This is a genomic window from Paenisporosarcina sp. HGH0030 (assembly GCF_000411295.1).
GTDB lineage: Bacteria > Bacillota > Bacilli > Bacillales_A > Planococcaceae > Paenisporosarcina.
Map to the genome: position 1 here is coordinate 122,766 of NZ_KE150423.1, position 12,451 is coordinate 135,216.

Here is a 12,451-nt window from a genome sequence, read left to right on the forward strand (position 1 = left end):
AAAGGATGTTTTAAAAGATGAGCAATATAGATAAACGAAATCGTCTGGATGAAGAGGTTTTTAGTTATCGAGTGAGTAAAAATAATTCGGTCTTTATTGACTTTAAGGGGAAAGAAATCAAAATTGTAAAAGGCAAGGAAGCAGAGAGGTTGATTTCAAAAATTCAAGCGGCTGAAACAGATAAAGAAATCCAGTTGGCTCTTGCGAAAATCACAGGAAACTTTAAACATGGCAATGAAAAAAACAGTAAAAAGAAGGCATAGTTACCTAAATTTCAAGGTAACTATGCCAAAATTCATCACTTATTAATTACACCAGTTGCCTGTATAAATGACTGATAGGTTACTGGACCAAAGTGGTTCGGATTTCCTTTAAAGAATTTTTCGAGCATGTATTGTTGTGCACAGATAACGGAGCATTGCTTCGCTTGGATAATTAAATTCAGATAAGCGATAAAATAAGCTATTGATAAATTCCCGCCATTGTTTACAACCATTTTAAACCCTCCATATTGTTAACAACATGAACTCTTCCCACCGATATTTGTACTGCAAACACCTGTTTCAGGTAAATCCAGTTCCACACGTTTTGCCGCATCCTGATCACCTGTTAAGTGGGCAACAATGGAACGGACTTGTTCGTAGCCAGTGGCCATTAAAAATGTTGGCGCACGTCCGTAACTCTTCATGCCCACAAGATAAAAGTTCTTTTCTGGTTGCCGAAGTTCAGCTTCTCCGTGAGGACGAACGGTCCCGCAGCTGTGAATATTCGGGTCAATAAGTGGTGCCAAGGCAGATACACTCTCGATAGCAGAATCAATGTCGAGTCTAATTTCACGCAGGAAACTGAAATTGGGACGAGAACCAGTGTTTGCAATGATTTCATCGATATTATCAATTGAGTATCTCTCGTTTTTCATAGTACCATGAATGGTTAACTTGCCATTCTCTTTAGAGATTTCGTTTACCAGGAAAGGGGTATGAACGCTAATTTTGCCGCTGTCCACCAGTTGATGAATACGTGAACCTAATTGACCTCTTGCTGGAAGTGCATCCCGGGATTCTCCACCATAAACTTCCTCGACACGATTCTTACGCAAAATCCACACGATTTCCGTTCCTTCCAATTCAGCTAATTCCAAGATTGTATTGATTGCAGAATGACCACCACCTACAACAGCCACACGTTTTTGTTCAAATTTAATACGTTCGGATTCTTTTATATTTGGAATGCCGTATGTGATATGAGGTGAAAGCAATTCTTCCCCTTTTGTCCACACATTATCTGCATTCACAGGATTTGGTTGTGCCCAAGTACCAGTAGCATCTATGACTGCTTTTGCTTCAATTCTTTCAGTTGTGCCTTCTTCTTCGATATACAGGATGAAAGACTGTCCATCTCTGTTGGCATCTTTCATTTTGTCCATTCCCTGTTTACTGATTGCCACTACTTTTGCATTTAATTTGATGAATGGGTTAATTTGAGGCAGATTGGCTAAAGGGATTAAATAGTCTTCCACAAGATCTTTACCAAAAGGTAATCTCTTCATGACAGGTGCCTTCCAGTGGCTTTCTTCCAATAGCTTCAAAGCCACTTTGTCGATATTATATTGCCAAGGGGAAAATAATCGGACGTGACCCCATTTTAAAATATTATGTCCTACTGTGGGTCCGGCTTCGATTATCAAAAACTGTTCGTTTTTAGCTGCCAGATGCGCAGCTGCAGCCAAGCCGACTGGCCCTGCTCCGACGATTACCGTTGGCAAATTCGATTCCTCAAGTATAGATTCAGGAGAACTACAGCAATTCGTCAAAATGTTAAAACTCATTTTTTCATTGTTCATCGTTAGTCCCTCTTTTCTTTGTTTGCATAATGCAAGTATATAGTGAGTAAATAAGCAAGATTTCTCTTGCTCATATAATAGGCGTACAGCACACACTTGATTTTGCCATAGCATTGTTCAATAATTTAATAGATCTCAAGACTGTTTCTTGTTCAAATTCATTCATATGTGAAAAAATTTCATCCAAGTAGTTATTCAAGGAAGTTTCGATGGCAGTAGCCATGAATTTACCTTGAGTAGTTAAGGATAAAATATAATACCTTTTATCATCAAGGGAAGGGGATTTTGTGACTAGTCCCATTTTGGTTAATGTTTGAATCTGTCTACTAAATGTCGTTACATCAATTGCCAAAAGCTCTGCAATTTGTTGCATGGTTGGTTCATGTTGTTTATCAATTTCGTATAAAATATGACTATGCACAGCTGAAATATCAATGCCACCAATGGCGCAACAATTTTTATTCAAAAGGCCGAAGCGGCGGGTCAATACTTGAAATAACTCACGTTTGTTTTCCATGATTCACCTCTTTAATATAGTTATATGTTAATTGTTTGCAAAATGCAACTAAAAACTAAGATAAAATTAAATTGATAAAGAAGGTATAAAAATGTCCGTAAAAATTCGTCCCATGCTGGCAACTGACTGGCAAGAAGTAAAAGAGATTTACGAAGAGGGCATCAAATCAAAAAATGCCACTTTTGAAACACAGGCACCCACGTATGAAAAATGGATGGAAACCTCTCATCCTGAGTGTCACATGGTTGCAGTAGAAAATAATCACGTGTTGGCTTGGGCGAAGGTGCTGTATACTTCGGCACGTCCTGTATATGCAGGGGTGGGTGAAGTTAGTATATACGTACATCCAGATGCGAAAGGTAGAGGTGTAGGCAAGCGTTTACTACAGGAACTAATCAAAACATCTGAACAAAAGGGTTTTTGGACATTAAAAGCAGTCATTTTCCCTGAAAATGTAGCGAGCCTCAAACTTCATTTGTCCTGCGGTTTTCGGGAAGTCGGATTTCATGAGCGAATGGGTAAGATGGACGGGGTCTGGCGTGATAATACGGTATTGGAAAGACGCAGCACACTTGTAGGTATTGACTAATACCTTTTTATTTAAAGGCTTTGTTAAACACTACTGTTGATTAGACACTCCGGCGGAATTACGTGCGGGCAAGACCTCGCAGCGAGGACAAAGGAACGAAAGCTAGAACGCCACCTCCCTGCTCCTGCGGTTACTCGTCGCATAAAAAAGATTGCTCCTGCGGTTACTCGTCGCAAAATGCAATTTGTGGAAACGCCATCTTGAGCAACATCCTGTTGGCCCGAGGAGGCTTGCCTGTTCGTCCGCGGAAAGGGAGCAAATTCCCTAAATCAACATTAAAAGTTAACAGAGCCTATATAAAAAAATGATCGGACAAAAACGTGACGCCTGAACTTAGGTGTCACGTTTTCATTTTAAATCATGATTTCATTTTTCCAACCACTCCAAAAATTCTAAGCGGTTTCCGAAAGGGTCATTAACATAAAAGCGGTTGGCTCTTGGTAATCTATCATCCGTCAGTACCGATATGCCTTTACTACGAATATGATCAGCCAATGCTTCAAGTTCACTTACTTCGAAGGCAGGATGCGCTTTTTTTGCAGGAACAAAAGATTGTTCTACGCCTATATGAATATGAACACTCCCATTTGAAAACCAAACTCCGCCATTCTGTTTCAGGCTATCAGGCTTTTCAACTTCTTCTAAAGAAAGAACGTCCCGATAAAAAGAGCGTGCTGTCTCTTCACTTCCTATTGGAGCAGCCAATTGAATATGGTCGATTTGTTTAATTAATATCATTTTTAGTTTCCAACCTTTCATGCTTGATTAAAGGCAATAAGAAGAGTGCACCGACAAACACTACAGATGCTGCACAAGAAATTGCTAATGCATAACTTTCGGTCTCGGCAGTTAAAACTCCTGCTATAGAGGGACCGAACATTTGTCCTAGTGCATAAATAGTGGTCATGATTGCGATACCTCTAGCACTGCCATGGGGATTTTTGTTACGAGCAAATGCTGTGGCAAGAGTGGTAACCCCCATAAAAGTAGCTCCAAATAAAACAGCACTCACATAAAAGCTTGTAGAAGATTCAGACAGGGCTGGCAAAGCGATACCAATCGACTGGATAATCAATAAAATCATCAGTGACAACATGTAGCCAAATTTACTGCCAAAATAAGCCCATATAATACACGAAGGAATTGCAGCCAAACCGACTAAAACCCAGACACTCGTAGCGTTTCCACTGAAAGCGGGAGTCATTTCAGCGATGGCTACAATAAATGTGCCTGTCACGATATAACCTAATCCTTCCAACCCATACGCTACGAGTAACCATGGTAGCCATTTTGGTGTTTTGGATGGTGTTGAGATGTTCGCGGCTGAACTAATAGTCGGTTCAGCGTGGTCTTCTTTAACAGTTGAGAAGACTACGATACTTAATACTGCTGCCAAACACGCAAGTCCTATCCAGGCACCTTCGTACTGAAACTTGTTTATTAATAGTGGAACAAGCATGCCTGATACGAAAATTCCTAGACCAACTCCTCCATACATGACACCGACCAGACCGAGTTTACTTTGTTTGGCCAACTGATCCAATATCAAACTGGAAGCAAGGACGAAGACGAATGCACTTGTAATGCCGGACAGGAATCGCCAGACCATCCATGCGGTATGATTATATGTAAGTCCCATGACTAACGTTAATAAAATACTGATGACAATAGAGATACGCAAAAAAATGGCCCGGTTGCGCTTTAAAGGAACGACGCTTGCAATCACGGCACCTACCAAATAACCAGCATAATTACTTGATGCCAAATATCCGGCAAATCGGGTAGAGAAGCCACTTTCATGTTGCATAAAAGGTAGAATTGGCGTGTAGGCAAAGCGGCCGATACTCATGGCAATAAACAGAGCAAAAACGCCTCCGGTAACAAGTAAATAAGGATTTTTAGACAAGGCGAATTCCCCCTCCAGTTTTCTTCTATAATCATACGCCTTTCATTCAAAATTTCAAAAGAAGGTTTGATTTCCACAATAAAGGAAATAGATAGGGAAAGCGAAAAGAACTTGGAGGAACTATTTATGAATGATCAACAATTGAAACAACTAAAAGACCAACTTACTCAAGACCTGGAATATGTGAAAAACCGTCTTCATGAAGACCATCATTTAGAAACAACGGAGTTATCCAATTATGATAATCATCCGGCTGATAACGCGACGGATTTAACTGATCAAAATACAGAAATGGCAATTGAACACCATAAAGAAGAGGAAGTCGAACAAATTGAATCAGCTTTGCAGGCTATCGAAAATGGAACATATGGTATTTGCACCGTATGTGGGGAAGATATTCCGTTTGAACGACTGGAAGCATTGCCGACTGCACGTACGTGCATTGAACACGCAAATCATGATTTTGGCACGGACGGTCGACCATCTGAAGAAGACATTCTTGGTTCTTCGACGGAACACCCAATAAAAGATACAGGTGGCGTCCGAGATTACGAAGATAGCTTTGATGATGTTAAGAATTTCGGTACTTCAGATTCACCGCAGGATGCAGTGAAAAGCGATCAAAAAAACTTTTACAAAAAATAAAATGCACGCGAGGATTCCTAGAGAATCCTCGTTTTTATTTTTTCAATCGCAAACAGATTGGACTCTATTCAAAAGTGGTGCTTTTCACATATAATGAGAGAAATGAGAATATTTAAATTATCCTGAAAAGTATCTGTAACTATTTTTTTGATTAAACGTTTAATTGATTTGGAGGAACATGAATGAGATTAGTCAAACCATCACTTGAGTGGAAACAACAACATGAAAATTTCATGGTGAAGTGGGGTTCCGATCGAATGGTTCCGAGTAGTATGGATTTATCGGTATTTGATACATATGAAGAGTTTTTATTCGCATTGGACTTACGTGCGAAGGGAAAACATCCATGGGTTCCAAGTTCCCATTATTTTTTAATAGATGGTAAAGATCAAATAATCGGCATGGTTGATATTCGGCATGAACTGAACGAATTTTTGCGGAACATCGGAGGACATATCGGATATGGTATTCTTCCAAGTGAACGCAACCTACTTGTTAAAAGAAGTTTTAACAAAATGTAAAGAGCTACAGATTGATCAAGTTCTAATCACCTGTGATGAAGACAATATAGGTTCTGCTAAAGTGATTATGAATAACGGAGGAATAGAGGACGATTTATTCATCACGGAAGAAGGCGTGATGAAGAGAAGATTTTGGATTTCTATTAAGTAATAATAGAATTTTTTATGCTAGGTAAAAAGATAGAAAAAGCGAGAAGAAAATATTATTTTTTTTGCAATGAAGAACATAATACTAATTATTTTAGATGAAACTCTTAAAAATCATTGATATTTGCATTAAAAATGGTAAATATATGTTTTCATTCATGAAATTATCAGTTACAATATATATAATTAAGAGAAAATTCATATTAATTAGATATTTCATTGGAGTAACTATCAATTTGTAACGGTTTTTTTAGATATCCTTCACATATTTGCCCAGTCCAATGTAGAATGGAGCGGAATCATGAATCAAGTGTTAGAGTCTATGGAATCGAAAGTAAATAGCGAAATAATGTACAGTCAGATAATTGAATACTCTGTAGAAACCATCATTATTCATGTTAATCAAGAAGTTCTTTATATTAACCAATCCGGCTCGAATTTTCTAAGAGGTACAAAAGAAGAGTTCATTGGCAAGGATTTCTTAAACATTTTTCAGCTCGACATGAAGGACATGATTCGGGAAAAAATTCAAAAAACCATGATTGGAAATGAACCGACTCGCATGATCGAACAAACCATTACGCGTTTTGATGGGACGCTGGTCGATGTCGAGCTATACTGTCATCCGGTACAATTCGGTGACAGAAGAGCCATTCAAACCGTATTGCGGGATATCACAGTTCGAAAAGAAACTGAAAAAATGTTAAATGACCGACAAAAATTGGCTTCAATTGGGCAAATTGCTGCTGGAATCGCACATGAAGTAAAAAATCCTCTTACATCAGTAAAAGGTTTCCTGCAATTATTGAAAGAACATAATTCACACCCTTATTTATTCACGATGGAAAGCGAACTAGAGAAGGCCATCGACACATTGCAAAATTTACTTCAAGTATCCAGGCCGAACCTTTACGAAGAACAGCTAGTCGAGATCGACGTATGTAAAGAGTTGAATTCAATCGTCTTCTTATTTCAAGACAAGCTATACAATATAGAACTTGAAATGGATATAAGGGATTGTAGGAAACATATTTATGGCAAGAAAAATCTATATTTGAAAGCGTTTTTTAATTTGATAAAAAATGCAATCGAATCGATGCCGTCAAAAGGAAAGCTCCGAATAGAGCATTACTTTCAAGATGACCTAGTCCATGTGAAAATCAGTGATAATGGAGTGGGCATTCCGAAAGATAAACTAAACTTGCTTGGAACTCCTTTCTATTCAAGTAAAAGTGATGGCACTGGCTTAGGGTTAACACAAGTATTTACCACAATTAATGATCACGGTGGACAAATGACTGTGAACAGTGTGATTGATCAAGGAACCACATTCCACCTGAAATTGCCTCAATATCCGGTTGGTATGTAAAGGAGAATATGATGAACAGATTTGGTATGTTTGGAGAAATCACGACCATTGAAGGTAAACGTGATGAATTGGTCGGTATATTGTTGGAAGCTGCAGAGGCGATGAACACACTGGAAGAATGTGAGCTTTATATCGTTAGTGTAAAAGAAGAAGTACCAGATGGGATTTGGGTTACTGAAGTTTGGCAAAACGCAGAAGCACATAAAGCTTCTCTATCACTTGATGCAGTAAAAATGTTGATACAAAAAGGCCGCCCTCTTATTAAGGGAATGAATACGATGAATACGTTTTCCCCACTAGGCGGAAAGGGTCTATCATAAAATTCTTGTCATCCTTCCGTTCTAATCAGAGAATGGATTTTTTTTATTAATTGAAAAAAGCACCAATCCATGAAAGACTGGTGCGAAAAGTTATAACGCTTTTAACATACCGCCGTCAATCACCAGAGATTGACCGGTCAAATATGTATTTAAGGGGGAAGCTAAGAATAATACGATTTTGGCAAATTCCTCTGGCTGTCCATAACGCCCCATAGGAATAAGACTCTCACTGTATTTGACAATGTCTTCTATAGAGACATTCTGGCGACTAGCTGCCAGATGGTCAAGTTCTGCCACACGGTCAGTAGCGATGCGTCCAGGACCAATCGTATTCACTAAAATATTATATTTTGCATATTCACGGGCCAGACTTTTCGTCATTCCGACCATTCCGGAACGGAACGTATTGGAGAGAATCAATCCATCAATCACTTCTTTTGTTGAAGAAGAAGAAATATTGATGATGCGTCCAAAATCATTTGATTGCATGTGAGGCAAAACAGCACGAGTCGTACGGATATAACTCAGTAAGTTTTTCTCAAATGCCGCCATCCAATCCGAGTCTGTTACATCTTTGAATCCTCCAGCTGTTGGTCCACCTGTATTGTTAACTAAAATATCCACACCATTGAATTCTTTTGATACCCATGAGAAAAGAGCATGTAGGTCTTCTACAGAAGACATGTCACATTTCTTGTAATAGACTTTCGGATTATTTGTCAGCTGCTGGATTTCTTTAACAGTGCTATCCAACGTCTCTACATTACGGCTCGATAATAGGACGGTTGCGCCTTCTTTTGCAAATTCCAAAGCCGTTGCTTTTCCCAAACCTTTACTCGATGCGGTCACGAGAACAATTTTATCTTGTAACTGTAAATCCATCTGATCCCTCTTCTCTAATAGAGTTTAATTAACTTCCAGGATTACTTCTAATTCGATTTCCACATTTCCTTTTAATGCTCGACTGATCATACATGAGCTTTCGGCTTTCTGTGACAGTTTCCGAGCTAAATCCAAATCCTTTTCGGAACATAAAATAAGATGGGGACGATGAATGATTTTTTTATATGTGATGATTCCATTGGTAATATCAACGATGCCTTCAGACGTCATCGTCAAACTTTCTTTTTCAATATTGCTTCGTTCGAGCATAGCTGCGAGTGTAATAATGTAGCAGGTAGCGGCTGCAGCCAATAACATTTCATCGGGATTTGTTCCAATACCTGGTCCTTCCATTTCTGGTGGAATCGAAACTTCGGTATGTAAGTTTGCGGTATCAATGGTGCCTACGTCATTACGGAGACCGGGCCAATTTGCGGTTAAATGAAATGAATGAAGTGCCATGATAAACTTCCTCCTTGATGTTGTTTTTTTCAGTGTAAAGGAATTTAACGAAAATAGCAGGAAACGAATAGTGCAAATGTAAGTTTTCGTTTGCGACGAAGCTAGCGAAGCGATGCAACGCACTTTCGTGTTTCGAAGCTAGCGAAGCGATGTAGAAACAGAAACAGGAGCAATGTATACTGCGTCGAGTAACCGCAGGCGCACCGGTTTTTCTATTGTCGAGGAGACTGAAGCCGTGCCCGAAAAGCGCGTCCGCCGCAATGGAAATCAACATTTTCTTGCATCCGATCTTTTTCAATAGTATACAGGTATATTAACTCATATTATTGTTTGGCTACAGTCTGAACATCTTTCCACATGGAAAGATGTTTTTCTTTATATAGAAGGAAATCGCAATTTTTACAGAGTCTTTATGTGAAAACGTATTTTTAATAAAAAATAGATGATGTTGGATGTTATCCATAAAATATGGACATAAATGTATATATTACAAATATAACAAGGTGTCGAATCCTGTCACGCAATTGAAAACTTCTACACACGGCTTTGCAATTGATCTGCAATGCGGGGGTGGTATGCTTGTTTTCGTTAGTGAAAAGGAGGAAATTCATTTATGAAAAAGCAAATCGTTGCACTAACTGCAATTGCAGCACTATCAGTAGGGGCGGCAGGGCAAGCATCTGCATCTAGCGTCCATACGGTACAATCAGGAGATACATTGTGGTCTATTTCCCAGGACAACAATGTTAGCGTACAAGATTTACAAGATTGGAACGACTTAGAGTCTACTCTTATATATCCATCAGAAGAACTTATAGTAGCAGACAAAGTAAACAAACATGTTGTTGTAAAAGGTGATTCACTTTTCAAAATCGCTAAAAAGCACAACTTAACAGTTAAGGAATTAAAAACTTGGAATAATATTTCTGGTGATTTAATCTTCCCAGGTGACCAGTTAGTATTGGAAGGAACAAAAGTTGCTTCTGCGCATACAACGGCTAAACCTGCTTCTAATAAAGCAAAAGCTCCAGCTCAATCTCAATCAACTGCTAAAGCATCTGCTCCGGCACCAGCTGCCGTACAAACTTCAGCTTCAGTTAAAGAGATGACAGTAACAGCAACAGCATACACCGCTTATTGCTCGGGATGTTCTGGTACTACAGCAACGGGTATTGACTTGCGTGCAAATCCGAACCAAAAAGTTATCGCGGTAGATCCATCTGTCATTCCGTTGGGATCACGTGTATGGGTTGAAGGTTATGGTGAAGCAATCGCCGGCGATACTGGTGGTGCAATTAAAGGTCAAACTATTGATTTGTTCATGGCTAAAGAGCAAGATGCAGTAAATTGGGGTCGTAAAACAGTCAAAATTAAAATCTTAGATTAATAGTGTTAGAAAAGATGAGTCTTGTACTCATCTTTTTTTATGCAATGACATGGGACGATAGGATATCGGACATTTCTTCTGAAAACACAACATTGACGTATGAAAAGTAACTTAGAACGAAAAAGCCTGGACAGAAAAATGCCCAAGCTTTTTTGGTATTTACAGTGGACAGCTTTTACACGGTTTGCTGGCAATTTCCGTTTGGTAATACAGACAACATGTTTTGCGTGTTGTCCCTTGATGACATGCGTAAAAAGAGATGGGATGTTGTTTGACAATCCCGTATTCCTCGGCTGGCAAATCGATTAACCGCTGAAAGGTATCGTGATCTTTGAGTACGGTTTCCAAAATCCATTTTACATAGGTAAAGATATTTTCGAACAATACGACACGGGAAATGCCTTTTTCTTTTGCAAGCATTTCAACCATCGGAACTAATAAAGAAGCATATAGATTTTTTGAAATCCACTGAACGGTTGTATGAAGTGGTTCAGTAGTATTGATTGGAAACGAATAAACTGGCAGCCAACTAGAATTTTTGGAATTATCCTCGATGGTAATAAATCGGCATTCGTTTGCCTTAACAACAACCCCATATTTAATTCGGGCATAAATCATGAGAGCTGCCATATAACCGATTCGTTTTGCTGTCATCGAAGCGGCATGCCCTCTTGAAGGACTTCCATACTCACTCATTAAACGTGAAAAAAGGTGCTCACGGACTTGTGGATCAAATAATTGATCAAAGGTCAGTGTGTACAATGCGTCTTCGTCCATATGCCATCGGAAACTGGATGCCAGGTCTTTCGTTATGAGGCTCTTCATTATGAGCTACCTTTTTTCCGTTGGGTCATTAATAAGAAAATGAAATACGGTGCACCTACAGCTGCAGTCCAAACACCTGCGGGCACTTCAATTGGGGCAAATGCAACACGTGCAATCCAGTCTGCAATGAGGACAAGCAATGCGCCAACACCTGCTGAAAATAACACCATCGATTGAAATTTAGGTCCCACGATTCTTCTGGCAATATGGGGAGCAAGCAATCCAACAAATCCGATTCCTCCAGCAAACGCAACTGCCACACCGGTCAATCCGGTACTTATCAGTAACAAAACAACTCGATTTCGTTGAACCTTTGAACCTACCCCCGTTGCAATATCATCGCCAAGTTCCAAAATATTCATTTGTCGACGAAGCAAAAGAGAAATAATAATCAACAATAGAGCCCAGGGCATTATTACTGAAACTTGAGACCAGTTGGCTCCATAAATACTACCTGTCGTCCAGATTGTCGCCTGGTTTGCTCGATAAATAGGACCCATCAAAATCCAGATGGTTGTCCCAGCTTGCATAAAAGCAGCAACGGCAATCCCGATCAAAAGAAGTCGGAACGGCGCGATGCCGTTTTTCCATGATAGTGCAAAGACAATCAATGCAGTCAGCGTAGCACCTAAAAAGGCGAACAATGGTAACCACTGAATGCTGACGGTGAGGGCATTATTTTCATCTGAAAATAGAGTTAGAAATAAAACTACAGCGAATGAAGCTCCGGCTGTTACTCCTATTAAATCAGGAGATGCCAGTGGGTTTTTCGTGATGCCCTGCAGGATTGCTCCAGATACTGCCAGTGCCATACCTACAAAAAGGGCCATCATAATACGAGGTAATCTAAAATCTATCAATATGATACGGTCGAACTCTTCCCCGTAACCAAATAAAGCAGCAAGTACTTTGCTCGGAGATAGTGGGAATTCCCCAGACCCCGCAGAAAGCAGCATTACCGTAATAACTGCAGCAAACACAAGGATAGTGGCGATCACAGGATGGCGTGTAAAATCTATTCGTTTGAAAATTTTCATT

The 12,451-nt window shown here is 39.5% G+C and carries 16 protein-coding genes; 7 read left to right on the top strand and 9 right to left on the bottom strand.

Translation table 11 applies throughout. The features are described 5' to 3' along the window. Window positions 1-17: 17 nt before the first annotated feature. Window positions 18-263: a hypothetical protein gene (locus HMPREF1210_RS15250; protein ID WP_016429594.1), complete on the top strand. Its 246-nt coding sequence runs from the start codon at window positions 18-20 to the stop codon at window positions 261-263. A gap of 35 nt (window positions 264-298) precedes the next feature. Here HMPREF1210_RS15250 and HMPREF1210_RS15255 read toward each other — a convergent pair whose 3' ends face one another. The 3 genes from HMPREF1210_RS15255 to HMPREF1210_RS15265 all read right to left on the bottom strand — a co-directional run bounded on the left by HMPREF1210_RS15255 (window position 299) and on the right by HMPREF1210_RS15265 (window position 2,360). Continuing rightward, window positions 299-496 (bottom strand): hypothetical protein, encoded by a 198-nt coding sequence (locus HMPREF1210_RS15255; protein ID WP_016429595.1) that lies wholly within the window; start codon window positions 494-496, stop codon window positions 299-301. Window positions 497-514: 18 nt separating this feature from the next. Continuing rightward, the gene (locus tag HMPREF1210_RS15260) at window positions 515-1,843 is read right to left on the bottom strand and encodes an NAD(P)-binding domain-containing protein (protein ID WP_016429596.1); all 1,329 of its coding nucleotides are present in this window, start codon (window positions 1,841-1,843) and stop codon (window positions 515-517) included. Between the two features lie 70 nt (window positions 1,844-1,913). Then, window positions 1,914-2,360, bottom strand: a complete 447-nt coding sequence (locus HMPREF1210_RS15265) for a MarR family winged helix-turn-helix transcriptional regulator (protein WP_016429597.1) — start codon at window positions 2,358-2,360, stop codon at window positions 1,914-1,916. A 91-nt stretch (window positions 2,361-2,451) separates the two neighbouring features. On the opposite strand from HMPREF1210_RS15265, the gene HMPREF1210_RS15270 reads away from it, so the two are divergent. Beyond that, on the top strand, window positions 2,452-2,949 hold the full coding sequence (locus HMPREF1210_RS15270) for a GNAT family N-acetyltransferase (RefSeq protein ID WP_016429598.1): 498 nt from the start codon (window positions 2,452-2,454) through the stop codon (window positions 2,947-2,949). Window positions 2,950-3,315: 366 nt separating this feature from the next. Here HMPREF1210_RS15270 and HMPREF1210_RS15275 read toward each other — a convergent pair whose 3' ends face one another. Next, on the bottom strand, window positions 3,316-3,687 hold the full coding sequence (locus HMPREF1210_RS15275; RefSeq protein ID WP_016429599.1) for a VOC family protein: 372 nt from the start codon (window positions 3,685-3,687) through the stop codon (window positions 3,316-3,318). After that, window positions 3,674-4,855 (bottom strand): YbfB/YjiJ family MFS transporter, encoded by a 1,182-nt coding sequence (locus HMPREF1210_RS15280; RefSeq protein WP_016429600.1) that lies wholly within the window; start codon window positions 4,853-4,855, stop codon window positions 3,674-3,676. Before HMPREF1210_RS15280 ends, HMPREF1210_RS15275 begins: the two co-directional genes overlap by 14 nt. A gap of 126 nt (window positions 4,856-4,981) precedes the next feature. On the opposite strand from HMPREF1210_RS15280, the gene HMPREF1210_RS15285 reads away from it, so the two are divergent. The 4 genes from HMPREF1210_RS15285 to HMPREF1210_RS15305 all read left to right on the top strand — a co-directional run bounded on the left by HMPREF1210_RS15285 (window position 4,982) and on the right by HMPREF1210_RS15305 (window position 7,857). Next, window positions 4,982-5,500, top strand: a complete 519-nt coding sequence (locus tag HMPREF1210_RS15285) for a TraR/DksA C4-type zinc finger protein (protein ID WP_016429601.1) — start codon at window positions 4,982-4,984, stop codon at window positions 5,498-5,500. 182 nt (window positions 5,501-5,682) lie between these two features. Beyond that, complete coding sequence (locus HMPREF1210_RS15290) at window positions 5,683-6,021, top strand: GNAT family N-acetyltransferase (protein WP_016429602.1); 339 nt, start codon at window positions 5,683-5,685, stop codon at window positions 6,019-6,021. Window positions 6,022-6,469: 448 nt separating this feature from the next. Continuing rightward, window positions 6,470-7,537 (top strand): nitrogen regulation protein NR(II), encoded by a 1,068-nt coding sequence (locus HMPREF1210_RS15300; protein WP_016429604.1) that lies wholly within the window; start codon window positions 6,470-6,472, stop codon window positions 7,535-7,537. Window positions 7,538-7,548: 11 nt separating this feature from the next. After that, window positions 7,549-7,857 (top strand): putative quinol monooxygenase, encoded by a 309-nt coding sequence (locus HMPREF1210_RS15305; protein ID WP_016429605.1) that lies wholly within the window; start codon window positions 7,549-7,551, stop codon window positions 7,855-7,857. 90 nt (window positions 7,858-7,947) lie between these two features. On the opposite strand, the gene HMPREF1210_RS15310 is transcribed toward HMPREF1210_RS15305, so the two are convergent. Both HMPREF1210_RS15310 and HMPREF1210_RS15315 read right to left on the bottom strand, forming a co-directional pair. Next, on the bottom strand, window positions 7,948-8,739 hold the full coding sequence (locus HMPREF1210_RS15310) for an SDR family oxidoreductase (protein WP_016429606.1): 792 nt from the start codon (window positions 8,737-8,739) through the stop codon (window positions 7,948-7,950). 24 nt (window positions 8,740-8,763) lie between these two features. Further along, window positions 8,764-9,201 carry an OsmC family protein gene (locus HMPREF1210_RS15315; RefSeq protein WP_016429607.1) on the bottom strand — a complete coding sequence of 146 codons (438 nt, stop codon included), beginning with the start codon at window positions 9,199-9,201 and terminating at the stop codon, window positions 8,764-8,766. A gap of 613 nt (window positions 9,202-9,814) precedes the next feature. On the opposite strand from HMPREF1210_RS15315, the gene HMPREF1210_RS15320 reads away from it, so the two are divergent. Next, entirely contained in the window at window positions 9,815-10,588 is a 774-nt protein-coding gene (locus HMPREF1210_RS15320) for a 3D domain-containing protein (protein WP_016429608.1), read from the top strand. A gap of 159 nt (window positions 10,589-10,747) precedes the next feature. Here the strand turns inward: HMPREF1210_RS15320 and HMPREF1210_RS15325 are convergent, their stop codons facing one another. Both HMPREF1210_RS15325 and HMPREF1210_RS15330 read right to left on the bottom strand, forming a co-directional pair. Beyond that, window positions 10,748-11,413 (bottom strand): (2Fe-2S)-binding protein, encoded by a 666-nt coding sequence (locus HMPREF1210_RS15325; protein ID WP_016429609.1) that lies wholly within the window; start codon window positions 11,411-11,413, stop codon window positions 10,748-10,750. Further along, window positions 11,413-12,450 carry an iron ABC transporter permease gene (locus HMPREF1210_RS15330; RefSeq protein WP_016429610.1) on the bottom strand — a complete coding sequence of 346 codons (1,038 nt, stop codon included), beginning with the start codon at window positions 12,448-12,450 and terminating at the stop codon, window positions 11,413-11,415. Before HMPREF1210_RS15330 ends, HMPREF1210_RS15325 begins: the two co-directional genes overlap by 1 nt. Window position 12,451: the final 1 nt, after the last annotated feature.

Coding starts and splice junctions, on each gene's coding strand:
- HMPREF1210_RS15250 (WP_016429594.1), top strand. CDS start 18: ATGAGCAATATAGATAAACGAAATCGTCTGGATGAAGAGGTTTTTAGT.
- HMPREF1210_RS15255 (WP_016429595.1), bottom strand. CDS start 496: ATGGTTGTAAACAATGGCGGGAATTTATCAATAGCTTATTTTATCGCT.
- HMPREF1210_RS15260 (WP_016429596.1), bottom strand. CDS start 1,843: ATGAACAATGAAAAAATGAGTTTTAACATTTTGACGAATTGCTGTAGT.
- HMPREF1210_RS15265 (WP_016429597.1), bottom strand. CDS start 2,360: ATGGAAAACAAACGTGAGTTATTTCAAGTATTGACCCGCCGCTTCGGC.
- HMPREF1210_RS15270 (WP_016429598.1), top strand. CDS start 2,452: ATGTCCGTAAAAATTCGTCCCATGCTGGCAACTGACTGGCAAGAAGTA.
- HMPREF1210_RS15275 (WP_016429599.1), bottom strand. CDS start 3,687: ATGATATTAATTAAACAAATCGACCATATTCAATTGGCTGCTCCAATA.
- HMPREF1210_RS15285 (WP_016429601.1), top strand. CDS start 4,982: ATGAATGATCAACAATTGAAACAACTAAAAGACCAACTTACTCAAGAC.
- HMPREF1210_RS15290 (WP_016429602.1), top strand. CDS start 5,683: ATGAGATTAGTCAAACCATCACTTGAGTGGAAACAACAACATGAAAAT.
- HMPREF1210_RS15300 (WP_016429604.1), top strand. CDS start 6,470: ATGAATCAAGTGTTAGAGTCTATGGAATCGAAAGTAAATAGCGAAATA.
- HMPREF1210_RS15305 (WP_016429605.1), top strand. CDS start 7,549: ATGAACAGATTTGGTATGTTTGGAGAAATCACGACCATTGAAGGTAAA.
- HMPREF1210_RS15310 (WP_016429606.1), bottom strand. CDS start 8,739: ATGGATTTACAGTTACAAGATAAAATTGTTCTCGTGACCGCATCGAGT.
- HMPREF1210_RS15315 (WP_016429607.1), bottom strand. CDS start 9,201: ATGGCACTTCATTCATTTCATTTAACCGCAAATTGGCCCGGTCTCCGT.
- HMPREF1210_RS15320 (WP_016429608.1), top strand. CDS start 9,815: ATGAAAAAGCAAATCGTTGCACTAACTGCAATTGCAGCACTATCAGTA.
- HMPREF1210_RS15325 (WP_016429609.1), bottom strand. CDS start 11,413: ATGAAGAGCCTCATAACGAAAGACCTGGCATCCAGTTTCCGATGGCAT.
- HMPREF1210_RS15330 (WP_016429610.1), bottom strand. CDS start 12,450: ATGAAAATTTTCAAACGAATAGATTTTACACGCCATCCTGTGATCGCC.